Origin of the sequence: Methanospirillum hungatei (genome assembly GCF_019263745.1) — an archaeon.
Classification (GTDB): domain Archaea; phylum Halobacteriota; class Methanomicrobia; order Methanomicrobiales; family Methanospirillaceae; genus Methanospirillum; species Methanospirillum purgamenti.
This window is the reverse complement of record NZ_CP077107.1, coordinates 2254565-2279530: the sequence shown is the minus strand read 5'-3', so window position 1 is coordinate 2279530 and position 24966 is coordinate 2254565. Positions and strand designations below refer to the sequence as shown.

The window sequence follows — 24966 nt, the reverse complement described above, 5'->3', positions numbered from 1 at the left end:
TTTTATCTCTTTTTCTTATGGCATTGAGTCGTGAATATGAGTTTTCCGGTTCAAAAATGGGTTATTGGAATGGATACTCAGAGGGATTGGAGATGTAGTGATGAATGGGTAAAAATGTGACATCTGTTCCTCCACTGGTAACAAAAAAACCATCCCGAGTGAGAATTAATCCTTGCAAGGATCCGCCACCAAATGTGACTTTTCCATATGGTGCAAAGAATATTCCGGTCAGGCTGCTTCCCCCAAGACCGGTTATCGTGATATCTCCGGTTTTCGCCACTATGATGACATTTGTTGCTGATGGCCGATATCCTGTTGAAGAGTAACTAGCAGCAAATACTTTCATTCCACTGGTTAATAGTCCCCCTGTTCCATACCCATTGGATGAATACCAGTCATCAGGTTTTAACGAGGGCAATCCATCCGGAATGGTAAATCCTGGCACGATATCCCATTTAATGCATTTTGCAAGAATATTTTGATCGTAATTATTTGGATGATGGATCTGGCCAGTGTAAAAGATACGGGCATCAGTTGCCAGGTATGGGGTCCAGTCTAATGTGAGATCACCATCTACGAATACCATCCCATGTATTCTGGCATCCTTCAAGTCAAAATTTCCATTTACGTATACATCACCATAAATTTCCCGCTGACCATTCCATAATCTTAAATCTCCATTTATGTAGATATTTCCGGGTTTTGTTGATGAACCAAGACCGGCACTTCCTGTTGCCAGGTCAACATCACCATTAATGTAAATCGTCGTTGCTCCGATTTGAGCACCGAGATTTGTACTTGCTGTATTGAGTCCTCCGGTGATGATAACAGTTGACCCATGACCCATGATGGTGTCACCGGCAAAACTCAATCTTTGGCCGTGGATGAAAACGTTTTCAACAATGTTTGAATAAAGTCTGCCACTGAAATTAATATTTGTCTGATCACAATATGCAGCAGGATTCAGATGTACATTATTATACCATCTTGAAACAGGGTTATTTGTTCGCCAATTTCCTTGATCCGGGCAGTTTACATCGACCCAGTAACTTTTCTTAGGCTTCGGGTGTTTTATAGCATAATAACCATTTGATTGACTAATTCCGGATCGTAGGATCATAGTCCTATCTTCATTCCATACATCTACCTTGATTCCAGGGACACCCAATCCGGTTGTTTCATCGGTGATATATCCTGCAATAAGGCAGTAACCAGTATTACCAAAATCTACGTGGATCGTATGGTTTTCTTGAATATTAGTGAACGTATAACTGTTTACAACACCAATTGACTGGCCATCAACGATAACTCCGTCGATTTCGTATCCTGAATCTGGTGTGAAGGTGAAGGTCTGGCTGCCACCGCAGGTTACCGGGACGACACCTGATGGTGATATTGATCCACCGGTCCCGGCTGTAGCTGTAATATTAAATGTATCAGGAGTAAATACCGCTTCAATTATGTGATCTTCCTGAATATTTGCGAATCCAGAATACACGTAAGGATTTGAGAAAGGACCCGAAAGCGGAATCCCATCAACCAATATGGAGGAAATACGATTGCAGGAACCGGCAGTGATGGTATATATGGGACTTGAACCACAAAGAACGGGGCCAGTCCCTGGAGAAATCACTCCATTCCCCGTTATTATTGTCGTGATTGTTAAAGGACTTTCAATAAATACTGCTTCTATTGTGTGATCTTCCTGGACATTCGAGAAACCAGAGTAATTATAGGGGCTTTCAAATGGGCCAGTAGGGGCGTTTCCATCAACAATGATAGAAGAAATTCGGTTACAGGGATCAGCAGTGATAGTATACACCGGACTTGAACCACAGAGAACAGGACCACTTCCAGGAGTTATTGTACCACTACCGGTTGTACTTGTTGTAATATTATAGGAGATTCCAGTGAAAACAGCCGAAAGAGTATGATCTTGCTGAACATTCGTGAATCCCGAATACACATACGGATTTGAGAAAGGACCCGAAAGCGGAACACCATCTATCAGTATGGAGGAAATATAATTACAGGGATCAGCAGTGATGGTATACATGGGACTTGAACCACAAAGAACGGTGCCAGTCCCTGGAGAAATCACTCCATTCCCCGTAACACTAATAGTTATGTTATAGGGTATTTCCGTAAAAACAGCTTCCAGAATGTAGTCTTTTTGAACATTTGTGAACCCGGAATATACATAGGGATTCGAGAAAGAACCGGGGATCGAGACACCGTCAACCAAAACATCAGAGATTTTATAACAGGGATCAGGATTAATCGTAAAAGCCTGATCATTTCCACAAGGAATAGAGACAATACCTGAAGGGCTTATGGAACCACCAGGACCAGAAATCGATTCGATCTGGTATGTTGTTCCGGAGTGTTCAAAATGAACCTCAATTTTATGGTTGGATTGCACACTTTCAAACGTATAGGAACTAATAGGACCTTGTGAGACATCATCAACCAAAACATCAGAGATCACATAACAAGGATCGGCAGTGATCGTAAAAGCCTGATTATTTCCACAAGTAATTGAGGTAATGCCTGAAGGGGTTATGGAACCACCAGGACCAGAAATTGATTCGATCTGGTAAGAATTCCCGGGATTTTCAAACTGAACTTCGATTTTATGATTAGCAGCTACTTTTTCAAATGTATAGGAACTAATAGGACCCTGTGAGACATCATCAACCAAAACATCAGAGATCGCATAACAGGGATCAGGAGTAATCGTATAAATCTGATCACTTCCACAAGACAGAGTTATCTCACCTGATGGTGATATTGAGCCACCTGCAGTTGAAGTAGAGGTAATTTTCACTGAACAACTACAATCCACCGCCAGAACGTCACGTGGAGGGGTTTCTACCGAACCAGCGCAATTCGAAGCTCGTAATATTACCGAATGGGATCCCGGTTGGGTGAACACATGGTAATGGTTCTGCTCGTTATATTGAATACCATCAATTATCCAGGTATATGATATTGGTTCAGAACCTTCAGAGAGCGTTGATCTAAATAAAATCCGGGAGTTAATACATATTGTATCAGGTGTGTAACTAAAAGACAAGCCACTAATTGGAGTACACTCAGTTATTTCAATAGTTTTCCGTTCCCATTCACTCCAATTACTACATGAAGAACTGGTTTTTCCGATTCTATGCTGAACAATATAGTTACCAGGAATGGTATAGGAATGAGTTGGATTTGGATCAGTTGAAGATGTTCCATCACCAAAATTCCATTCCCAGATTTCTGGATTTCCTTTTGAAGAATCAGAAAATTTGATCGCTGTACCTGTAGTGGGTGTTGAGGGAACAAAACTAAAATCAGCAATAAACGAATGAACCGTAACTATCCGACTTGTTTTCCATGTATCGATCCCATTGCTAACGGTCAGAGTTACGGTCTTGGTACCAGGACTTTCGTATTGATAAGGGAGTGGGTTTTGATCTCGACTATCTTCTACACCATCACCGTTAAAATCCCAAGACCATGATGTAGCTGTAACTGACGAAGTATCCCGGAATTGGATTAGATCACAAGGATATGGATTCGCTGGGGTATACGAAAATGAAACTTTTCCGGGAGTATACTTTTCTGAACCTCCATATCCCCAAAGAACATATTCCCCACCTCTATTATCTTTGTAAATAAACTGAACATTTTCAGGTCTTTTATTCATATCAGGAAATGAGGCCTCTAGCACATCACCAACTGCGTAGTAGAGATAATCGGGATTTGGAGAATTTTTTATTAATTTGAACTGAGAACTTCCATAAGGAGAACCCTCTCCCACTATTTCATATGGCTGCCCATCCACATTCACATGAATACTTGACCAATAATTTGAACCAGATTCATCAAAAACCCGAAGGGAATCGCCCCGTACATGGGAGATACGAATTATTTTTTCATTATCATCAATCACGAGTTTAAAATCCGCAGCGGGGAGATCAACCGGAGGAGGTTGAGAGATAAGAATCACAGCGATTAAACCAATTCCTCCAGCGATGACGCCAGTTATGAGAAGTGCACCGATTAACTCACTTACTGCGTTATTATTTCTCATTTATCATCAAACACGGAATGGTTTATTTTTCTGGAATTCTGTCTCCGGTCATCAAGAGAATCTCATTTCCGGCCTGAATATACGTTATCGAAATATTATCAGCTTGATCATGCCCATCCCATTTCAAGGTATCTCCAATCGAAAAAGGAACGATCACCCCATCATCGCTAATTGTTTTATTCCATAAAAAGTATTGATTATTGCCACTTTTTTTAATCCATATACTAGATAAATCCACACCTTCATCGTTGATTTTTACGCGAGTAGAATTATACCATAATGATTCTCCACGCTCAAAAACGATATAGGGTTTTTTAATATCAGAACCATCTTCTGGTCCATTCTGCCAGATTATTGACAATTCAGCTCGAGGGATACTTACAACTGAAACATACGAAAAAAATGTTGAACCAATAATACCCACTGCTAATGCAGCAATAGCGACGAGAATAATAACTCCAATTAAATCCGATACTCCTTCTTCTCTTCGTGAAATCATCGAATACTCACTGCTTTGCCAACCGGATTTAATGATACAGAGAATTCCGATGTTTTTAGATCCAGAATAATATCCTGATCGTTTTCATCACCGCCACCCCTTATATTCAACATTGGAACCCCAGAAACATCGTCCTCTATTCTTACCCATGCAGAATCATAATTGTCATCATCTCTAGAAAACGCAACAGGGACACCATTACTTCGGGCATTTTCGCAAATAGCCTTTAATGTAGTAATCCATTTTACCCAATTACTCTCTGTTGTTGGATCAATATGTAACAATACTGATTTTGCATTCGGTAAACCAGGAGTGAGGCCAAAGGTATTTACCGAATCCAAAGTGGACGAGACCTGAACCTGTGAACTACCGCCAACGGTATCATATCCGGATACAGGGATATTTGTTATGCCAACCACGAGATTATCTCCATCTCTTGAGATCGATATGGGAGGGAGAACTAAGGGGTATGAGCCATCTGGTTGTTCTACGAAAACACCTCCGTTCTGATAGATGAAATCCTGCTGAGAGCGATAATAATAATTCTTAGAGTTATATTCGAGGCCGCCAAGAGCGTTATCAATAATTATTGTTCCATTTTTTAAGTTAGACAAAATCACATAATCAACGCTAAATCGATGGGCACCAGTGAATTTTGGATCTAGTGGTGGATTAGAACCCGAAACTACCTGAGGATTGAATTCAAAGGGGGCTTTAATGAAATCACATATACCATATGCTGGATTCATCAAATCAAACCAGATTTCTTCATTTTGGCTTATGTTAGATTTTATCACGTAATTTCCCATTATATGGGTTTTATTTTGAGTGACATTTAAAACTAGATCCGTCTGGTAAGTTATATTATAATAATTTAAATTAGGGTTTGAATTAGGATTCGCATTTTTTAAATAATTCCAATCAGAACTAATAATCCTTGGATTCGCCTTGATTTCAATCGAAAGATCGTTATATGAGTCTTTTAATATGACTCCATAATAATATCTAAAAAATTCGTGTAATGTAATAGATCTAGGATTATCATCACTGTCGAGGATCACATTAAATGGTATGTAACCAAGATCAACAAATCGGATAAAAATATGTTCAATAGGATAAAGGCTAGCAATAATTTGATAAGCCGGGTACAATGAACCGCTAGACTTTTCAATCGAACCTGATGACCCACCATTACGAACTGATATCTCCACAGTCTTTTCTTCATTCAAATGGTCATTAAACCACTCTTTTGGAATATGAATTTCATTGGAATTAATAATGGAATAAGAGTTAATGAGTTCATCTCCCCACATCACATGAATAGGAGGAACAAATCCTGCTCCATAGATAATCAGATCTTCATTCAAACCAAGATTAGTCACAGATGTTTGTTTTAGCGAAATACCCCAGATTTCTGGAAAACCGGTTTTTTTTGGGAGAACATAGAATTCATAACTCGAACTTCCACCCCCCGGAGTCGTTATGCCAGGAGGATTTACAATAGTAATAGGAATAACACATGGGGTAATAGTTGGTATCGATCCCTCTGTAACGAGATATTTCTGTAAATTAATGATATTTACGGGACTGGAGCCAGAATTAAAAATTAAATCACTTTTATCAACAAAGTTATTATTTACAAAAAATTTAGTGTAGTCTTCTGATATTCCTGTTCCTATTACAATAATTCTAGACGAAGCAATAGGATCTGAATCTAATAGGTATCTAGTACTGACGAATGTGTCAATTTTGGGAGTAGGAATGCTGCTAGAATGAGACTCTATCAAAATATAAGCATTATTCGAACTGACACCACCGGGTTTTCTTAGATAGATATGTACTATCCCTGATTCTATGGATGAATAATCCTCAATCGTTATCTGATTATTGTTAATGAGAATTTTATCGTCCTCATCATCATCATCAAGATCCACTAATCTTTTATTGTTAAAAAAAATCTCTACTTTATCAATCCCATCACTAAACCCAGATCCCTCGATTATAACTGTAGTTGGTACTCCCATAGCAACAGATTTTGGACTAACACTATCAATTATCGGACCATCTATCACTCTGAACACTGCTGGATTGTTCTGAGTAACACCGGTTGCAGTAATATGCATCCGCTCCGATCTCTCCATCGGATTCACCATTACCGAACCAGATGAGCCAACCGGAGAAACCAACGAGAACCCACCAAACATACCTGAAGTTGTCGCTCCACCAGTTCCCATTCTTAGTGACTGACTGATTGATGCACCGATTTGATTATTTAACCAAAGAGCATCCGTGCTCAATTTATAATCAAGGAACTGTTGTTTGATGTAATCCATCTGTTCGATCTCATGTGTCCGGCCTTCAGATGGAACTACATAGGTAACATACAGAGATAACACAACGACTAACAAACCAAGAATCAGAATGAATCCGATTACCTCGGAAAGACCGTCTTCACTGACCCGACCAGACATGGCTATTGCATGAGTTATCAACCTCTTAAGGGATATACATTTCAGCAGAAAAACACAAGCAGAAAATACGGATTAATCCAAATAAATTCCAAATATACTCCTATATTGTTTTATTTTACCATATAACCTCAATTAGCACATTTTAAAATACACGTACAGACGGCCGGAGACACCCTGTTTCCATGTACCCCACTATTTATATACCCCCATATCCGGAACAAATACCGGCCCTCTACAGAATCGGTTTCCTTTGGATGTAGGCAAAATAAAGGCCAATTCGAAAATATTCTGGCACCACATATAAACACAGTATTAAATCTCCCAAATTAACCCCTAAATCAGAAAATAACCCCAAAATAGATCATGAAAAAGCCTTCGTTCCGATAGGAATACTCCAACCTATTGGGAACGTCATAACTCCGCTTTACAGGAAAGGTATATTGAATATCGATTTGAAATAGACGAATATGTATCCCAGAGTTCATCAAGTATCTTTTTATCCACGATCCGGTTTGATAAGATAAGAGTAAGCTCTCGAACCTTGTTTCGAAGACTCTCATCAGGAAAGGAAAAAAGGGATGAGGCTACTGATGAACTAGTTTCTCAAGGGAACGGATTGTAGGGAGATCTAAACCAGTTGCTTTCATAACAAAATCATCATCCATTCCTAGAGAAAGGAGGTTTTTGGCAACTTCGATAGTCCCTTCCTCTTTACCTTTCATTATCCCTTTTTCTATTCCTTTTTCTATTCCTTTTTCAATCCCCTTTTTCATCCCTTTCTCTTCGGCGTATTTTATCACTTTCAGCATTTGAAGCTCCTCCCAAAGTTCATCAAGTATCTTTTTATCCACGATCCGGTTTGATAAGATAAGAGTTAGCTCTCGAACCTTGTTTCGAAGACTCTCATCAGGAAGATTCTTTTCAAGTTCTATTGTTTTCCGGAGTAATGTTCCTGCCGACTCAGCACTCTTCATTAGAGGAAGGAAAATCATCTCCAGTTCATTCACCGGTTCTCCTCTACCCAGAGCGGATTGAATTTCTTCAAGGAGTGAGTCTCCATCCCTATCTTGAAAGACAATCTGTAGTACACTATACTGTAGATTACCAGTATCTAATACCTTTGTTCCTGGTAATCCATCAGATGGAGTAAGGACCACCGTATGGATCCTTTTCTTATACCGCTTGTATAACCGGAGATCATAATGAGCAAACCGGATCAGGTCCCCAATAGAGAGATAAGTCTCCTCTTCGAGATGAAGGATTGAACCGTCCTGAAGGAGAAAGTTGAGATCCATCATGTCGTCGGTTGTCTCAACTTCGGCAATTTCGGTCTCCATAAAACTGACAATGGGAGGGAGATCAAGACCGAGAAAATCCAGAGATTTGTTATGGAAAAGAGAGAATGCCTCTTTCAGGACCAGATCATAATTATTGTGGTGAATTTTTTTCATGAAGGCCCAAAAACTCTGGAGATCATGAGATTAGTATTATTCGGTTTTTCACAGGATTGGATTATCGATGAATAATTTATTTAACCAATCTGTTCGATCTCATGTGTCCGGCCTTCAGATGGAACTACATAGGTAACATACAGAGATAACACAACGACTAACAAACCAAGAATCAGAATGAATCCGATTACCTCGGAAAGACCGTCTTCACTAACCCGACCAGACATGGCTATTGCATGAGTAATCAACCTCTTAAGGGATATACATTTCAGCAGAAAAACACAAGCAGAAAATACGGATTAATCCAAATAAATTCCAAATATACTCCTATAAGGTTTTATTTTACCATATAACCTCAATTAGCAAATTTTAAAATACACGTACAGACGGCCGGAGACAGCCTTTTTCCATGTACCCCACTATTTATATACCCCCATATCCGGAACAAATACCGGCCCTCTACAGAGTCGATTTTCTTTGGATATAGGCAAAATAAAGGCCAATTCGACAATATTCTGGCTCCACATATAAACACAGTATTAAATCTCCCAAATTACCCCCCAAATCAGAAAATAACCCCAAAATAGATCATGAAAAAGCCTTCGTTACGATAGGAAAACTTCAACCTATTGGGATCGTCATAACCCTGCTTTACAGGAAAGGTATATTGAATCTTTGTGAAAGACGAATATGTGTCCCAAAGTTCATCAAGTATCTTTTTATCCACAATCCGGTTTGATAAGATAAGAGTTAGCTCACGAACCTTGTTTCGAAGATTCTCATCCGGAAAGGAGAAAAGGGATGAGGCTACTGACGAGTTAGTTTCTCAAGGGACCGGATTGTAGGGAGATCTAAACCAGTCGCTTTCATAACAAACTCAGCATCCATTCCTAAAGAAAGGAGGTTTTTGGCAACTTCGATCGTCCCTTTTTCTATCCCTTTTTTCATCCCTTTCTCTTCGGCGTATTTTATCACTTTCAGCATTTGAAGTTCCTCCCAAAGTTCATCGAGTATGGTTTTATTAACAATTTGGTTGGACAAGATAAGAGTAAGCTCACGAACCTTGTTTCGAAGACTCTCATCCGGAAGATTCTTTTCAAGTTCTATTGTTTTCCGGAGTAATGTTCCTGCCGACTCAGCACTCTTCATTAGGGGATGGAAAATATAAAAAATAAAAAATATTTAGGCAACAAAAACTGAAGGTTTATACCTGCCCAAAAAAGGTCAGGTGATCCGAAGACCTGACTGATAATCAAATGCTTTCGAGAAGGTAATTATCCCCCCAGAGACCGATGCTTTATCTTTCATGGTATTTGTTGCCGAAGTCTTATTCCATGAGCTCCCATCACTCCTTGCCTCCATGATATCTGCAGAAAATTCTGTTGTTACCGATCCCACAGCATATCCAAGACTGGACGCAGGATTCGGAGTTAAATCAATCCGGTAAGATAGAGCTGACGGAACTGAACCATCAGCAGCCACAATTCTGGATTTAGCAGATGTTGAAACCTGTGCACTATTTACATTCAATAGGGAACTACGTGCACGGACCGTGTTACAGAACGCCGGCGCTGAAGCTGAAGAGTCAGATGCAAAAACACACCGACCAATGTTGCCAGAATCAGAATAATTACCTCCGGTGCTCATCACCAGGTACTCATCTGCAACCAGGTGACTACCTTCCATACTCTCGTAGGTAAATACCTTGTCAGTCTCGAAATTATACAGCCCACTGGACTTGTTTCGTGAATCAAAATCAAGAGAACTACTCAGTAACAAATGTCCGCCATTGGTCATCATCGAGTCCTTGTATAATAGCGAGGCGAGTGTCTCATCAGATCCAAATTTTTTACTCTCTAATGTCCCTCCAGATATTGTCCAGCTCATCTCTGTATCAGTTCTCACAAATCCTATCACATCGATCAAAGTTGTGATTGAGAATACCTGATTCTCCGGAGTCGCGTTTGGCAAAAAGTCTCCCCAAATCGGAACAGGTATTAAAAATAATGCCATAATGGCAACTACATATAGACGTATCCAATACATACCCCACCCCAGTGCAAATGTATACTCACGAGGAGAGTATTTGATAGTTATGTAGAGTAAAAATTAGAGAAAAGAGATGATTATATATAGTACTTTTCTATTTGGGACTCATCTACCTCAAAAGTCTCATTCGTTTCAATAATCCGATATGGTCCGGTTGCATGAACATCATAAGGTGAATTCGTCGTTGAATAGGGAAGAGTGAATGTGTTGTTGACACTCTGTTGCCGGTAGGTAAAATTTCGGCCCTGGTTTGTAACAAGAGGGAGTTCTACCGTTCCGGTTCCGGGGATGGTGTGTCCCTTGACATGTTCGAAAACCTTTACCGGATGAATCTCGAAGTCTGTAAGATTCGAGACCACTTTTGGTGATTCATAAATTAACCGGTATGATGTCAGAGCCGGAACGTCGACTGTCGAACGTGTATAGTTAAATGAAATTATTTCTTTTTTTATGAAAGCTGGATTAAGATCCAGAGTTGATGGATCCAAATCATGAACAATATATGATATATTCACACCATCAGAAGGAATATCTGCATATGAAATCTCATGTCCTTCTGATGCTTTCATGAATGAACCATCGAAATAATGCATTCGTGTAAACATGGACAAAAAGAATGGATCCCGAAGTCCTTTCAATTGGGCCACATTATCATTATTTTTTCTTATAAAATTATGAATATATGATTCATATGAGAATTTTTGGCCTGCCCATAGAGATACAGTGTTATAGATTTGGCTGAGGTCATAGTTTGTTACGATATACCTGGCATGAAATGGTGAAATGACCTGATTTGCTTTGGTCTCATTCGTTGTTAAAAAAAATGATGCTGCTATATGTGCACCCCGATCTTGTAGAGGAGTCGCTAATGGGAGCCGGTTTCCAATTGTGAGGATATAATGCCCATAATCCCACCAGGATAAAATAGTATGTGTATTGGATGGATATTGAAATAAGTCATGCTCATAGATAGCATAATAGTCTAATGATGGCGCAGGGGTGTTATTTTTGAGCCACAGAGTAGTGTCAACCCATTCACTTTTTATTGATTTTCCATAAAAAGTTGGGAGAACATATAATCCAATTGATAAAGAAAGAATATAATACACAACGACTATGAGAGTAATAAAAATTAGTGCGATATTTTTCGAATTCAGACTAGAATTAGTAACCTTCTTTTTCTTATCTAATTGTTCTGACAATTTTAAATATATCTGATCAAGACAGATCGCCATGAGTATGCAAACAATCGGTCCTTCGTAGTATTGGTACCGAACCTGTGATATTGATACAATGGAAAGTAAGGTTGCCCAGATAAAAAAATAGATCAAAATCCGGTTTTTATTCCTGATAATTGCATAAACAACAATGAAAAACCCGATTATTGAAAAGGCTATTGCAACATTATAACTTAAAACGGCCCTCATTAATGATATAGGGCTTAATTCATCAATACCAGTACTACTAAATGAAGCAAAGAAAAACCGGATAAATGAATTATAAAATGAGTATATAATGCCAAAATAATACCCCAAGATTATTATCAGAACTGTAAGGACGCTAGAGATTATAAAAAATTTTGGATTTGCTTTTCCAGACTGTATTGCGAAATGTTGTTTTAATACACTAACAAAGAGTGAAAACAGTATTATCGCAATAGAAGCAGCAATAACTCCATAATTATACCCTTGGATATCCAGTCCATGATAGGGAACTCCCGATAGAAGATAGAGTAGAATAAATGTCCCAAATATTATGGCGTTCGCTAAAAAAAGTTTAAAAACCGAACTTGCATCATCTTCAAGAAAAGCATACACAACAAAAAATATCGGAATAGTTAATGCTACAAGCATTATTGTCGGGATGTTCATATATCCCATATAAAAAACCACCCCGCAGAAAAGACTCAAGAGGTAAAGATATGTTGATTTTTCTGAGTGATTTTTATTTTTTAGAAACTGAAGGATGTACAAATATCCTAAAATGAAGGCAAACGATAAAACCGTCTCTGCAATATGGTGATCAAGGTTACTGTACATGGAGCGATATAAAAATTCACCATTCACAACACTCACCAGAATTGCAGAGAGCACCCCTACCCGTAAATTCCAGATTTTTTTACCGATCAAAAAACTAATCGGAATCATCACTAAAAACAACAATGGAGGTACCCAGGAAGCAATCCTGATAACATCTCCTTGTGTTGTTGCACCAAAAACTAATGCAAGAGTGGCCCCAAGAAAGGGAAAGAAAGGACCCCACTGGATGGTTTTCCCATCCGGATAATTCAGCATTGGATCAAACCATGCATAAGATGGGTAATTATGTACCATCTGTTCTATCTGTCTGACAGTATACCAGGGATCCTCATGCATGACGATAGGAATAATTCCAGAAGAGAAATCCAACAGGGTTTGTAATCGGAAAAATAACCCAACAATAGCAGAAAAAATGAGACAGAAAAGAACAACAGTAAGCTTCTTTCGGGTAATGATCATACTACCCAATACGTATCCTTAAAACCACATATCAATTTTTCTTCAGAGTGCGAAGGTTTGAAAAACGGTTTTAGGCACAAACCTGAAATAATTCTGTAAAAGATAAAAACTTCGAGCGAAAAGCCAGGAATTAAAAAAGTTAAAATCAGAGATTTAAGTATTAGAACTTAAATCCTGATTCGTAGTTGAAGGTCTTCTGGAAGTTCTTGATTCCGCCAGTGACGGATGCAGAGTCCTTCCAGTTGTTGGTTGCTGAGGTCTGGTCGTTCTTGTCACGTGCTTCCATGATGGAGCCGCCGAACATGGTCTTGACAGTACCGTCTGCAAATCCACTGCCAGAGTTGCTGTCAGGGGTGACTGCGATCTGGTAGTTCAGCATTGCTGGAATAGTGCCTTCGTTTGCAACACTGCGGACAGCTCCCTTGGTGGAGATCTGTGCACTGTTGATGTTAACAAGTTCGCTCTTTGCCTTGACGACATTACAGAATGCCGGGAAGTACTCGCTTGCAGAGGATGCAAAGACACAGCGGATGGTGTCAGCTGAGGTTTCCCAGTTGCCTGCGACATCAAGAGTCCATTCCTCTGCTCCGACAAGGTGTGCACCTTCGGTGCTTGCATAGGTCAGAACTTTCTCAACTTCGAGGTTGGAAAGGCCCTTGCCCTTGTTCTGTGAGTCAAAGTCAATGTTCTTGTTGAGTGACAACTTGCCACCGTTGGTGCGGAGAGAGTCGGTCCAGGTCAGGATCATGATCTCTTCGGTTGGGTTGAGCTTGCTGTTGTGAATATAACCCTTATCGGTTGAGGTAGACTCACTGTATGCATCAGATTCATCCTCAATTTCAGCGATAAGGTCTGCGTAAGTGTAGTCCTCATCCTGTGCTGGGTTAACTACCTTGGTAAGCATCCAGTCAGAGACAACAAGTTTTGAAATAGTCCCATCTGCATTATAGGAAACAGTAACGTCTGTTGCCTTTGCATTGTTAAGTGCTGTTGCTACCCATGCGTTTGGAGTCCATCCAGCCTGAGTTGTGTCCTGTGTCAGAGTGGTCTTCTTCCAGCTCTGGTCATCAAGGGTCCACTGCATTTCGCTTTCTTCGCTGACTGCACCAGTGACATCGATAAGGGTGTCAATGGTAAAAATCTGGTTTTCTGGGACCTGAGACGGGAGACGGTCTGCTGATGCAAACCCGCTGACCGCAACAAGTGCAACCAGTGCAAGAACAATTGCGTATCCGAACTTCACGTAAATTTCCTCCTACATTTCATGCTGATACTCTCAGCATCAACAAAACAAGGTTGTGAGTATCCTAATAAATAGTTTCCCAGAGAAAAATTCGGCAAATGTCGATATCTGATCTAATTGTCTGATCGAATCTCTCATTAGGAAATACCAATTTCTCTTATGCATCACAATGAAAACCAGAAAAAAAGACGCGAATGATTAAAAAAACATAAATCGATTATTCGTGATATTAAGGCATATTATTGTACATCTGCTTTCTTCAGGTACCCGGCTTGTATCATGGCTGTCCGTAGTTCCCGGATCTCGCCACGGATCTCAATCAACTCTTCGGTAAATGTTTTCTGAAAATCTTTACGTACCCCTTTAATCTCATTTAATGTCTCTATTTGAAGTCCAATAACAGTATTCTGCTTCTCGACCATTTGATCCTGCTTACCAAGCATCTTATCCTGCTTTATATCGATATTATTTAAGTAATATATTGCAGAATCAAACCTTTCTGAAAGTTCTTCCATCATCTCTCCTCGAATGATAGTAAACTCTGAGAACGTTCCAGAATATGGTCGCTCAGAAACATCAATGGATTTTATTTTTATAGGGGGAGGAATATTCCGGATAAACGATACAAAATGGGTGATTATTTCATCCTCGCTCTCAACGACAATGACCCCATCTTTCGCGGACTGGTTTTGAACATACCCGGTTAATCCAAGATCATCTGCAAGATCCTCAATTTTATCACGAAACCAAACCCTTTGGACTTTTCCTTTAACACAAATATGATATTGTTTCTTATCTGAATCTGACATAATAACCAAGAACCAATCTAATTATACGTACTTTTTTGGATATATCATCTTTGAGGGAGATTTTTGTTATCTCTCTTATACTATCCCTCAATAGCCCCTTCACAAGAATATCGCACATCCAACAGATCATCGTTAATGAACGAGCTATCCGGGAACCAAACAATACCCCCTCGCAACCAATTGATGCTTTCTGTGACACACCGTCTTCAAAAGGTGTTCATCGAATAACCGGTCCATGTCCTGCATTATGACCCCATACGCAGAAATCTATGGAATAATCCAAGGTTTGGGTCCATAGACCACACCCATCTTAAAAACTGAGAATACCGCTCATTTCATATCAAGGCTCAGTCATCTCAAGGAATGGTTGCTGGATATTATGATAAAAAAATTTACAGAACTGGTGTCTTTATTCATAAAAAAGAAAATGTAATTACCCATGCTCAAAACTGCGGGCTTCTTGTCATACGAGCAACTGGAAACTGTGCATCTATAATGAATAATGACGCATTTCCTCTAAAAAAGGTCTAGGAAAATATCCAATAATTGCTCTTTTTTAGTGTTCGTTTATTTTCTTGCAACCGTCAGATATCCGCTATGACACACTTTCGTCGAAGGCCGTGTTCCCCGATCACTTCGATCCATATCCCGCATAATGCTTTCATACGCACAGACATCTGAAAACATTTCGGAAGCGGTGTCATACACCACACCCATCTGTTCAAAGAACGGAGTATAACAGACCAGGTACCCACCAGGACGAATTAGGGAATACGCATGACGTACATGTTCCCCGGTTATACCAAGGTCAAGATGGACAATATCAAAAATCCCATCCACCTCCAGGACATCCTGGTTAACCACGTCAATATTTGTAAGCCCCGTTTCATGAATATTATCAAAAGCTATCCGAAAGAATTCCTCACGACGCTCACAGGTTGTTACTTTCCCTGCCACTCCGGCAAAAAATACAGCAGCAACACCACTCCCGGTTCCCGCATCAAGAACATGATCCTGCTTATTCATTCCCGTAAGGCCTATCACAAGCCCGATATCACGGGGGAGCATGGGAGCTCCGCTCCGTTTTGCCTGTTCAAAAAAGTCTGTAGCCCTGGGAAGGCGTAATACAAGTTCTTTTCCGGACCGAGTTGCAATCACATCTCCGGGCTCTTTCCCGATGAGAAGGGAGAGCTCCACCATCCCAAGATCGGTTCCAAGACTCCCATCCCCTGCTCGAACAAGATAGGTTTTCCCTTTTCCTGACAGGATGACCCGGTCCCCAGCGGAAATCATGAAGACAGACGAAGGATCGCTTCTGCAATATCTCCTTTCGTCTCGACAAGGGCTGCTTTTGCTGCTTCTGAAGGAACATTTGCCTGTTCTGCAACAAGGGCAACATCTTCCTCAGGAATCACAGCGTCCGCCTCTTCAAACCGTGGCTCTCCAGTGATCTGCCAGGTTACAACCCCCTGCATCTTCATGACCGCTACCTCGGCCTGGTCAAACACATATCGTCCGGTCGGGGTAGTAATTACAATCTCCTGCACATCCTCGATAGGTTTGATATCCATTCCGAGTTGTTTCATCATCTGTTTCATTTTGCGGGGATTCATTCCAGGTAACATGATTATTCCTCTTTTTGTATGCCGTGTCTGACCGATACTGCCATCCCGGTTTCAGAGGCCATCATCTCAGGCCCGGAGAGAATAGCTTCTCCAATAGCAACAAACCGACCTTCTCCATCTGTTATCACTACCTCATCACCAGCATGGATTCCCGGATCCACCCTGACCACGTGGCGACTGAAAAGATTCTTTCCGGAGGCAATGAACGAGAGCACATCAGCCCTGACCTCCACTCGTCCGGTTTGTCCGGGGAGGGCATCATGCAGGCGTTTCGCACCGGCTAATCCAAGTGTGAGACGTCCGTCATGGGCCCGGAGAGTTGCGAGCCGTTTGCCCTCAAGGAGAACCTGACGGACTCCGCCTCTTCGGGAAGTGATAAACCTGCAGGAATCAGGGAACAACTGTCCCCCGATTCCCCTGCCAAACTGAAGATCAGCGATGGTCCTGACACGACTAAGCATATTGCTGCGCTAATATTCGGTTGACATCTTCGATAAATGCACGCTCAAGCTCACGGGGGATAAAAGCTCCAGCAGCAATCCGGTGACCCCCTCCGGAACATCCTTCCCTACCCTCGCATGCCAGGGTAAGTGCCTGCTGGAGATCAACTCCTTTACTCACCACTTCAGGCCTGGTCCTCATTGAGATCTTCGTCATGGAAGGATCAAGAGAATCCTCACACATTATGAGGATTGGCTTTTCTGGATTGAGCCTTGATAATGCCATCCCTGCACCAATTCCAACAATCGTATCAGGAAACCTCCCGCCAACATGAAGATAGAGCATATGAGATAGCTCAGTAACACCCGTCTCGGTGATATAAAGCATAACCTCCCTGATTTTACTTCGGTGGTTCCGGAGCATATGTTCAGCTTCCCGGTATGCTACCACCCGGTCTCCACGACAGATCGAACCACCGAGCTCTGGCCGCTGCCATCTCCCACAGGAGTTGAGCATGGTCGCAAACTCTGATGCATTCCGAAGTGATGCCTGATGACGATCCTCATCCGGAAAGATATAATGATCAGCAAACAGGCGGCTGGTATCTTTCCCATGTGCCATCATCTGCTCAATAACTGCTGAACAGACCTGTTGTTTCTGATCAAATGAGAGTTCTTCCCAGACCGGCCATCTGTTTGGCTGCAGGGGTTTAATCCCAATTCGTTCCAGGAATTTTCCTGCACCATCCGGATCCCTGCTCACGCCAGGTATTTCCATATCATCAGAATATGCTAAGGACTGGGGGAGAGGCCGTGTGGAAATACCATAAATGTTGAGATCACGTTCCCACAGTTCAACAGTTCCATGATGGATACCATCATGTAATATTTCCCGAGCCGGACCGATAAGACACAGATGTTCCCTGTCCATCATATCACCAATATTCCCAATAATTGCCAGCTTTGCAAGGTCACGGTATATTGGATCCAATTCCCTGGCCAGCAGATATGATACCCCGGCTGCACTCATCTTCTCATGACCATGATTGAGACAATTCACTTCAATAAATGGATCGCCTCCTTCTGCCGGTTGGCTGACATGGTGATCGATTATAATTGTCTTTGAAGGATCCAGCCCTTTTTCGATGAGCATCTGCTGTTGACCAGAACCAAGGTCGGAAAATATCTTCAGTGAGGAGTTATTTGGGATCTGATCAAGAGTCAGGGGATCAAGCTGACGGACAAATGTCGTGGATACATGGATTCCCTCACGACTGAGAGCCTGGGCCAGAATGGCCTCACTGCTGATACCATCCGCATCAATATGTGAGATGATGGTAACCTCCTCACAAGAGCGGATTGCATCTGCAGCTGCCCTGATATCCTCCTCTAAACTCATTCAGGTACTATTGCCTGCTCCAGAAGAAGAGGGATGTGTATCATGGGACACATATATTATTGTGCAGAAGGAGATTCGATGACGATCCATATGCAACATCAGCCATTTCCTGACGATTTGACCCGATATTCAGAATTTGCCTGCCTGGATCTCATAATCCCAGAAGAGATGCGACGAATTGACCACAACGCGCAATCTCTTGGCATCTCGGGGCTTGAACTTATGGAATCAGCCGGGACCGCTCTCTCCCTGGTTGCACAGGAGTATCATGCCGGAATAGTTCTGATCCTTTGTGGAAGTGGAAATAATGGAGGAGATGGCCTAGTTGCAGCCCGTCACCTGAGCAGGGAAGCAGAAGTGACCGTCCTCTGGTATGACTCCGGGAACCAGACCAGATCGACCAGGTGTCAGCTTGAGCGATTAAACCATTGTAATGTCCGAAGCATCAGGTTTCGGTGCAGAGAAGATCTACTCCATCATCTCGATATATTTTCTAAGGCTGATCTGATCGTTGATGCATTACTAGGAACCGGAGGGACCGGTACTGTCAGAGAACCTCTGAAAACATGTATTGATCTTACAAATCAGTCACAGGCTCCAGTTCTCTGTGCAGATCTGCCCTCCACGGGAATAATACCAGACCGGATTTGTGCATTTCATCGTCCGAAAGTAAAGGATTCAGAGGTGTATGATATCGGAATCCCCATTCTTGCAGAAATTGGAACGGGATCCGGAGATCTTCTGCTTATGCAGGGACGGAAACAGAATGTTCACAAAGGGGTTGGAGGTGAGATACTCGTCATCGGGGGTGGCCCCTACCAGGGAGCACCATGGCTTTCTGGTCTAGCTGCACTCCGGGCAGGTGCCGATATCGTCAGAATCGTAACCCCTCATTATCTGCCAGAACCAGATCTCATCCATATTCCCACTTCTGGAGACACAATTACACAGATCGATCTTGACACCATTATCCCCCTGTGCGACCGTTCCAATGTTGTGCTCTGTGGTCCGGGACTTGGTCCAGACGCTCACGAGGTGATTCTCACATGTTCTGAACATGTGAAAAAAGGAGTATTTGATGCTGATAGCCTCCGAACACCACTCCCGCATGCACATGAATCACTCTATACTCCCCACGCGGGAGAATTCACCCGGATAACCGGAAGAGATCCGGGATTGACTCCTTATGATCGGGCTCATGCAGTCAGAAATTCAGACATACCCGGAACAGTCCTTCTCAAGGGGCCGGTTGACGTTATCAGTGATACAAAACGGATTCGATTTAACCAGACCGGAACTCCGGCCATGACTACAGGAGGAACCGGGGATGTCCTCGCAGGAGTCTGTGCTGCTCTTATGGTACATCTTTCCGCCTTTGATGCAGCATGTATTGGAGCATATGCAACCGGGTGCGCTGGTGAGATGATAACAAACACCCATGGATATGGGATGACCGCACGTGATCTCATTACGGCAATACCTCAAGTATTGTTCAGGAGAACCCTTGAGGGAGAATAATGCCAGTCTTTACACATCTTGATGACGACCGTGCCAGAATGGTGGATGTTTCCTCAAAAGGAGAGGTATATAGAAAAGCAATTGCAACCGGAACAATTAATCTCCGGCCGGACACTCTGGCTGCGATACGAGATGGGACGGTTGTCAAAGGAAATGTGCTGGCTACCGCACGGGTTGCTGCAACGCTGGCTATTAAAGATACTCCCCGGATCATACCCATGTGTCATGCTATACCTGTTCACGGCATAGATATCACGTTTGATTATACAGAATCCGGAATTTCAGCTATTGTTACTGTGATATCAGCAGGGAAAACCGGTGTTGAAATGGAAGCACTTGTCGGGGTCAGCACTGCCCTGCTTACCATTTGGGACATGGTAAAATCTGCAGAAAAGGATGAAAAAGGCCAGTACCCGGTGACCGGTATCACTGATATCAGAGTTTTGGAAAAAGTCAAGCATGAATTATAATCACCCTGCTTAAGGCAGGTATATATTCTGTCTGATAGACCTGTAATGGACTTTCGGGATCCGTCCCGTTAGGAATGTAGCCTGATTTCAGGCTGAACCTGGTGAACCGCATGACAAAATCGATGTATGCATATGTCAGGGATGCATGGAAAGTCCCTGATGAGACCGGAGTCAAGGCCCTCCTTTGGGAGCGGATGCAGGTATGGCGCCGGGAAGGAAGTGTAGTCCGTGTCCGCAGACCAACTCGTATCGACCGTGCACGCGCCCTCGGATATAAGGCAAAACAGGGTGTCGTAGTAGTCCGTGTCAAAGTACGACGTGGTGGACGCCGGACTGGCAGATACGTTCGTGGGCGTCGGACCGCCCGGATGGGTGTGAACCGCAAGACCATGGGTAAGAGTATCCAGCGGATTGCAGAGGAGCGCGCCTGTAGGAAATATCCAAACATGGAAGTTCTCAACTCATACTGGGTTGGTGAAGACGGACGCCAGAAATGGTATGAAGTCATTCTGCTCGATCCACATCACCCATCTATCGTGAACGATGACACTCTTGGTTGGATCTCCAAACCAGGTCACCGAGGCCGAAGTGAGCGTGGATTGACAAGTGCTGGTGTTAAGGGCCGTGGCATGCGCAGACGTGGGATAGGTACCGAAAAGTGTCGTCCATCTGTCCGGGCTAATGCTAACCGGGCTAAATAATTTTTTTTGAATGCACCTCTTTGACGGTTGCGTTTTTCCTTATCCTCTTGGAACTGTGAGTATCTCCCGGTATGCGAGAGAACTGCATGACCTGGGTTATACCGGGTGTATTGTGAGTGGACAATGCCCTCCTTTTGGATCGTATGACATTCCAGTCTGGACTGCCAGATATCTTACCGATATCCCTGCACGCCTGCTTACCAGAGAGGCAGGAAAACCAGCCAGAGAAGATGAAGTGGTGTATATTCAGGCAGGAGATGCAAGTTTTAACCGAACAGTTCTTACTACTCCGGGAGTGCATGTCCTGATGGATGTCCATAATACACCAAAAGATGGATTTGATCGGTATTGTGCACAACTCGCAGCAGAAAGAGAGGTTGGAATTGGACTTTGTACACAGCCCCTGATAGAACTGCAGGGCGGAGGAAGACAAAAGGTCATCCGCAAGTATGAGGAAATTTTCACATTACAAAACCGGTATGAATTCCCCCTTGTCCTCTCCAGCCATGCAACGGATATTACACATCTGAAAAGCCCGCGTGAAATAATCAGGCTTTTTTCTCTGATCTGCGATGATGAGAATCTGTTGAAATCATCATTAGGAACCATTCATCAGATAAAAAACCGGAGCGGACCGGTTGTAGAGGTGTGATTCATGCGTCTACGTCCGTCCATGCGTGAGAATTTCAGATATATATTAGTCCATATAGTTCCTGACACGACATACGAATCTCGAGACATATACCGGGCAGTTGCTGAATCGGTCGTTAGTCTGTATGGTGATCATATCGCAGCACTACTGTGGCCTTCGGTTATGCAGGTATATGGATCCTATGGAATTATCAGATGCAGACGTGGGCTTGAAAAAAATCTCGAAACCGCTCTTTGCGCAGTCACCCAAATTCAGGGCGTGCCTGCAGGAATACATCCACTCAGAACATCAGGAACAATCCGCACACTTGTTGAAAAAATTCCGAAAAACCCTGATAAAAGAAGTGGAAAAGCCGTGATATCCGGAACACAATGTGGTGTGTGGATTTCCAAGCGGGGGAGAATAGATCTCAAAGAAAAGGGGATTTATCATGAGATACCACGGTACATAACAGAAGAAGATACTGAGGACCTGTACTATGATGAATAATAATCAGGCCGCATATGATCGTGCCATCACTGTATTCAGCCCGGACGGAAGGTTATATCAGGTTGAATATGCACGTGAAGCAGTCAAACGCGGCACAACGGCAGTAGGAATTAAATGTCAGGAGGGTGTTGTCCTAATTGTTGACAAACGGATTAATTCACGCCTTCTTGAAGCAAATTCAATCGAAAAGATATTCAGAATTGATGAACACATCGGTGTTGCATCGTCAGGTCTGGTAGGAGATGCACGCGCTCTTGTTGATCGGGCCAGGATTGAGGCACAAATCAACCGGGTGACCTATGATGAACCTATCGACGTAGAGACGCTTGCGAAGAAGTTGGGCGATCACATGCAGACGTACACTCAGTTTGGTGGAGCCCGGCCCTATGGTACTGCACTCCTGATTACTGGTATTTCTGATGGGCAGTTCCGTCTGTTTGAGACAGACCCAAGTGGAACATTACTTGAGTACAAAGCAACCGGAATCGGAACCGGCAGACCTGCGGTAATGAAACTCTTCGAAGAGGAATACACCCATGAATGTACCATCCGGGAAGCAATCACCTTAGGACTGAAAGCCTTGCATGAGGCAACCGAAGGCAAGTTCGATGTAAATACCGTTGAAATCGGTGTGATTACAAGGGAACAGGAAGAGTTCCGGAAGATGTCACGGGAAGAAGTTGCATCATATATTGAGCAGCCACAGTAACGAAAAATCGGAGGCAGACCAGTGATATCACTCGACGATGCAGTCGTTGCAAAACTTGAGAGCCATGGGGAGCGGTTTGAGATCCTCGTTGATCCGGATATTGCAGCTAAAATAAGGCAAGGAGAGGAGATTTCGGTCGAGGATGCTGTTGCAGCTCTTCATGTCTTTGAGAATGCATCCCAGGCAGAGCGTGCATCAGAAGAGTCTCTGAAAAAAGTGTTCAAAACGACTGATTTTGAACCAATTGCATTACATATCATCAAAAAAGGAGAGATCCACCTTACTGCAGAGCAACGAAAGGTCATGACTGCTGAAAAGCGCAGGCAGGTCATTACCTTCATCGCGCGTAATGCAGTTAATCCCCAGACCGGGCATCCTCATCCTCCGCAGCGGATCGATTTGGCAATGGAAGAAGCAAAGGTGCACATTGATCCATTCAGAAGCCTTGAGGAACTGGTCAAGGACACTATGAAAGCTCTCCGCCCGCTCATACCGATTAAATTTGAGGAGATAAGGATCGCAGTCAGGGTACCATCGGACTATGCACCTCGGGCATATGGAGAGATATCAACCGTTGCAACTATTGAAAAAGAAGAATGGCAAAAAGACGGGTCATGGATATGTGTGGTTATCATCCCGGCCGGAATTCAGAATGATTTTTACGATCTGATCAACCGGATTAGTCACGGAAACGCAGATACAAAAATCATCAAGTAACTATAAGTGCATTTGAAGCAAATAAAAAAGGACATCTAGGTAGGTTTTGAATATGGCCAGAAAAATGGTAAAAGCGAAGGGGAGGGTATCCGGCTCTACGGGCAGATTTGGTCCAAGATATGGTCGGTTTATCAGAAAACGAGTGCGTGATGTAGAAGTTATTTCTAAAGCAATTCACACCTGTCCCCGCTGTGATACCGTGTCAGTTAAGCGGATAGGAACAGGTATCTGGGAATGCAGAAAGTGCTCGTTTAAATTTGCCGGCGGCGCATATGTCCCGGTCACCCCGAACCTGAAGGTAGCCCTGCGTACGATTGAGCGGACCATTAAGGAGGCGTAAAACCCCCATGCCAGGCTCGTATAAGTGTGCCCGGTGTAAACAAAAGGTCGAGATCGATATAAATGTCCGGTGTCCGTTCTGTGGGCATCGGATTCTTTTTAAAGAGCGGGGAGCAGCAATTAAAGATCTTAAGGCCAGATGACACTGGTCACTACTTCCCGTCGTTCTACACCTGTTATCAGAGCTATAGCAAAGGATCTCGCTTTTGCTACCGGAGCCAGATATCTTGCACGGGGAAAACATGGACTTCGCGAAATCGCAACAGACCATGATCTTTTCATTGTATTTGAGCAGCAAAACTCAGAAATCCTGATGACGGTCTATGGTAATAGCGAACAAGTATTATGCAGGATTGTCAGATCTAATGAATCAGATGTGAGAGAAGGTGTTCTTTTCCGGGGCATACGTACCTCAGACAAGGAACTTGCATCAGCACTGAAGAATTCCTGCCCGGTCCAGTCCATTGATGATGATTCCATGATCCTAATCTATGACGGACCACAAAGACGGTGCATAAAACTTTCTTTGGTACCCGGAACACTCCATGATGCATGAAGCCGTCTTCACCTTTCAAACAAAAGATGCGGGAATCATTGCGGCATCACTCATTCCGGAATCTGATACTGAAGAGATGGGAAGATCGTATGGTGAATGCACAAAGATATCAGACACTGCATTCGAAATTCACATTCAGGCACAGGATTTAATCGCGCTCCGGGCTGCACTGAACACGTGGTTGCGATTGGTTCAGATAGCAGAAGAGATGGTACAGACAACTAAAAAGGCGGGAACGACAAATGAGTAGGAG

Annotated in this window: 26 protein-coding genes; 12 read left to right on the top strand and 14 right to left on the bottom strand. The window is 42.7% G+C overall.

The window, feature by feature from the left end:
* Positions 1–61: 61 nt before the first annotated feature.
* The 10 genes from KSK55_RS10985 to KSK55_RS10940 all read right to left on the bottom strand — a co-directional run bounded on the left by KSK55_RS10985 (position 62) and on the right by KSK55_RS10940 (position 15098).
* On the bottom strand, positions 62–4078 hold the full coding sequence (locus tag KSK55_RS10985) for a type IV pilin N-terminal domain-containing protein (RefSeq protein WP_218606927.1): 4017 nt from the start codon (positions 4076–4078) through the stop codon (positions 62–64).
* 22 nt (positions 4079–4100) lie between these two features.
* Complete coding sequence (locus tag KSK55_RS10980) at positions 4101–4577, bottom strand: type IV pilin domain-containing protein (RefSeq protein ID WP_214419595.1); 477 nt, start codon at positions 4575–4577, stop codon at positions 4101–4103.
* The gene (locus KSK55_RS10975; protein ID WP_218606926.1) at positions 4574–6910 is read right to left on the bottom strand and encodes an IPT/TIG domain-containing protein; all 2337 of its coding nucleotides are present in this window, start codon (positions 6908–6910) and stop codon (positions 4574–4576) included. The genes KSK55_RS10980 and KSK55_RS10975 overlap by 4 nt, the downstream gene beginning before the upstream one ends.
* 722 nt (positions 6911–7632) lie before the next feature.
* Complete coding sequence (locus KSK55_RS10970; RefSeq protein WP_218606925.1) at positions 7633–8499, bottom strand: RpnC/YadD family protein; 867 nt, start codon at positions 8497–8499, stop codon at positions 7633–7635.
* A gap of 80 nt (positions 8500–8579) precedes the next feature.
* Positions 8580–8747, bottom strand: a complete 168-nt coding sequence (locus tag KSK55_RS10965; RefSeq protein ID WP_218606924.1) for a hypothetical protein — start codon at positions 8745–8747, stop codon at positions 8580–8582.
* 559 nt (positions 8748–9306) lie between these two features.
* Positions 9307–9648, bottom strand: coding sequence for an RpnC/YadD family protein (locus tag KSK55_RS10960; protein ID WP_218606923.1), 342 nt, complete (start codon positions 9646–9648; stop codon positions 9307–9309).
* A gap of 75 nt (positions 9649–9723) precedes the next feature.
* On the bottom strand, positions 9724–10545 hold the full coding sequence (locus KSK55_RS10955; protein WP_218606922.1) for a hypothetical protein: 822 nt from the start codon (positions 10543–10545) through the stop codon (positions 9724–9726).
* An 80-nt stretch (positions 10546–10625) separates the two neighbouring features.
* Positions 10626–13046, bottom strand: coding sequence for an oligosaccharyl transferase, archaeosortase A system-associated (locus tag KSK55_RS10950; protein WP_218606921.1), 2421 nt, complete (start codon positions 13044–13046; stop codon positions 10626–10628).
* Positions 13047–13206: 160 nt separating this feature from the next.
* A complete protein-coding gene (locus tag KSK55_RS10945; RefSeq protein WP_218606920.1) occupies positions 13207–14289 on the bottom strand; it encodes a hypothetical protein in 1083 nt (360 codons plus the stop codon).
* Between the two features lie 239 nt (positions 14290–14528).
* A complete protein-coding gene (locus KSK55_RS10940; protein ID WP_218606919.1) occupies positions 14529–15098 on the bottom strand; it encodes an acylphosphatase in 570 nt (189 codons plus the stop codon).
* A 363-nt stretch (positions 15099–15461) separates the two neighbouring features.
* On the opposite strand from KSK55_RS10940, the gene KSK55_RS10935 reads away from it, so the two are divergent.
* Positions 15462–15629 (top strand): hypothetical protein, encoded by a 168-nt coding sequence (locus KSK55_RS10935; protein WP_218606918.1) that lies wholly within the window; start codon positions 15462–15464, stop codon positions 15627–15629.
* Between the two features lie 36 nt (positions 15630–15665).
* Here the strand turns inward: KSK55_RS10935 and KSK55_RS10930 are convergent, their stop codons facing one another.
* Genes KSK55_RS10930 through KSK55_RS10915 form a run of 4 tightly spaced genes read right to left on the bottom strand, consistent with a single transcriptional unit; the run spans position 15666 to position 18562 of the window.
* Positions 15666–16391: an rRNA adenine N-6-methyltransferase family protein gene (locus KSK55_RS10930; RefSeq protein ID WP_218606917.1), complete on the bottom strand. Its 726-nt coding sequence runs from the start codon at positions 16389–16391 to the stop codon at positions 15666–15668.
* Positions 16388–16723 (bottom strand): nascent polypeptide-associated complex protein, encoded by a 336-nt coding sequence (locus KSK55_RS10925; protein ID WP_214419605.1) that lies wholly within the window; start codon positions 16721–16723, stop codon positions 16388–16390. Before KSK55_RS10925 ends, KSK55_RS10930 begins: the two co-directional genes overlap by 4 nt.
* A 2-nt stretch (positions 16724–16725) precedes the next feature.
* Positions 16726–17184 carry a PUA domain-containing protein gene (locus tag KSK55_RS10920; RefSeq protein WP_214419606.1) on the bottom strand — a complete coding sequence of 153 codons (459 nt, stop codon included), beginning with the start codon at positions 17182–17184 and terminating at the stop codon, positions 16726–16728.
* Positions 17177–18562 (bottom strand): DHH family phosphoesterase, encoded by a 1386-nt coding sequence (locus KSK55_RS10915; protein ID WP_218606916.1) that lies wholly within the window; start codon positions 18560–18562, stop codon positions 17177–17179. The genes KSK55_RS10920 and KSK55_RS10915 overlap by 8 nt, the downstream gene beginning before the upstream one ends.
* A gap of 42 nt (positions 18563–18604) precedes the next feature.
* On the opposite strand from KSK55_RS10915, the gene KSK55_RS10910 reads away from it, so the two are divergent.
* The 11 genes from KSK55_RS10910 to KSK55_RS10860 all read left to right on the top strand — a co-directional run bounded on the left by KSK55_RS10910 (position 18605) and on the right by KSK55_RS10860 (position 24963).
* Positions 18605–20080, top strand: a complete 1476-nt coding sequence (locus KSK55_RS10910) for an NAD(P)H-hydrate dehydratase (protein ID WP_256663986.1) — start codon at positions 18605–18607, stop codon at positions 20078–20080.
* Positions 20080–20550 carry a cyclic pyranopterin monophosphate synthase MoaC gene (gene moaC / locus KSK55_RS10905; protein WP_218606915.1) on the top strand — a complete coding sequence of 157 codons (471 nt, stop codon included), beginning with the start codon at positions 20080–20082 and terminating at the stop codon, positions 20548–20550. The genes KSK55_RS10910 and moaC overlap by 1 nt, the downstream gene beginning before the upstream one ends.
* A 110-nt stretch (positions 20551–20660) precedes the next feature.
* Positions 20661–21251, top strand: a complete 591-nt coding sequence (locus KSK55_RS10900) for a 50S ribosomal protein L15e (RefSeq protein WP_214419609.1) — start codon at positions 20661–20663, stop codon at positions 21249–21251.
* 10 nt (positions 21252–21261) lie between these two features.
* The gene (locus KSK55_RS10895; protein WP_218606914.1) at positions 21262–21903 is read left to right on the top strand and encodes an RNase P subunit p30 family protein; all 642 of its coding nucleotides are present in this window, start codon (positions 21262–21264) and stop codon (positions 21901–21903) included.
* 3 nt (positions 21904–21906) lie between these two features.
* A complete protein-coding gene (locus KSK55_RS10890) occupies positions 21907–22392 on the top strand; it encodes an Rpp14/Pop5 family protein (protein WP_218606913.1) in 486 nt (161 codons plus the stop codon).
* Positions 22382–23101: an archaeal proteasome endopeptidase complex subunit alpha gene (gene psmA, locus KSK55_RS10885; RefSeq protein WP_218606912.1), complete on the top strand. Its 720-nt coding sequence runs from the start codon at positions 22382–22384 to the stop codon at positions 23099–23101. Before KSK55_RS10890 ends, psmA begins: the two co-directional genes overlap by 11 nt.
* A gap of 21 nt (positions 23102–23122) precedes the next feature.
* Positions 23123–23818 carry a ribosome assembly factor SBDS gene (locus KSK55_RS10880; RefSeq protein WP_218606911.1) on the top strand — a complete coding sequence of 232 codons (696 nt, stop codon included), beginning with the start codon at positions 23123–23125 and terminating at the stop codon, positions 23816–23818.
* 52 nt (positions 23819–23870) lie between these two features.
* A complete protein-coding gene (locus KSK55_RS10875) occupies positions 23871–24158 on the top strand; it encodes a 50S ribosomal protein L37ae (RefSeq protein WP_214419614.1) in 288 nt (95 codons plus the stop codon).
* Between the two features lie 7 nt (positions 24159–24165).
* The gene (locus KSK55_RS10870; RefSeq protein WP_214419615.1) at positions 24166–24300 is read left to right on the top strand and encodes a DNA-directed RNA polymerase subunit P; all 135 of its coding nucleotides are present in this window, start codon (positions 24166–24168) and stop codon (positions 24298–24300) included.
* On the top strand, positions 24297–24713 hold the full coding sequence (locus tag KSK55_RS10865; RefSeq protein ID WP_218606910.1) for a hypothetical protein: 417 nt from the start codon (positions 24297–24299) through the stop codon (positions 24711–24713). The genes KSK55_RS10870 and KSK55_RS10865 overlap by 4 nt, the downstream gene beginning before the upstream one ends.
* Positions 24703–24963, top strand: a complete 261-nt coding sequence (locus KSK55_RS10860; protein ID WP_214419617.1) for a KEOPS complex subunit Pcc1 — start codon at positions 24703–24705, stop codon at positions 24961–24963. The genes KSK55_RS10865 and KSK55_RS10860 overlap by 11 nt, the downstream gene beginning before the upstream one ends.
* Positions 24964–24966 lie beyond the last annotated feature (3 nt).